The 548-nt window shown below is 63.1% G+C and carries 1 protein-coding gene; it reads left to right on the forward strand.

The genetic code is table 11. The features are described from left to right. The coding region (locus ACT6VE_RS34900; protein ID WP_444802664.1) for a hypothetical protein at positions 1 to 548 on the forward strand (548 nt) is incomplete at both ends.

The raw sequence follows: 548 nt of genomic DNA on the forward strand, positions 1-548 counted from the left end.
CTGACGAATGTCGAGCGCGTTGTTTCCGAGCTGGTTTACACCGAATACTGGCCGGTGGCGGTTTCGGTCGTGGAGAACAGGCGCATCGCGCCGGCCTTGAGCGGCCGCCACATCGTCGCGCTGGTTGCCGCGATCAAGGACGTAGCCTCGAGCCGGTTCGACGCAGAGATTTCGCAGGTGTTGGAACAGGACCCGCGGCATGCCAAGCTGGTCCTCATTCTTGAGATGATGCGCCGGAAGAGAACGCTCGCGGAAGCTGACTTTCCCTCTGCGCGGCGTGACTTTGCGGAACAATACGGCAGCCTGATCTTGTCGGCGAGCGACATGCCGCCGAGCCTTTTCATGCTGGCGGTCCATCTTCAGCTTTGGCTTTCGCCGTCCGACCTCAGCACGTGCATTTCGTCCTTCGCGTCGAATGCGGCAGCGAGGCCTCGCCCCAATCATGTGGCCTCTGCTCTCGGTACATTGGTTGCGGCAGGGGAAAGCGACGGCGCCGCGGCCCTTCTGGCGCTTCTTCCCGCCTCGCCGGAAGGCGCCGGTGCGGTGTT

Origin of the sequence: Shinella sp., assembly GCF_052438155.1 — a bacterium.
GTDB lineage: Bacteria > Pseudomonadota > Alphaproteobacteria > Rhizobiales > Rhizobiaceae > Shinella.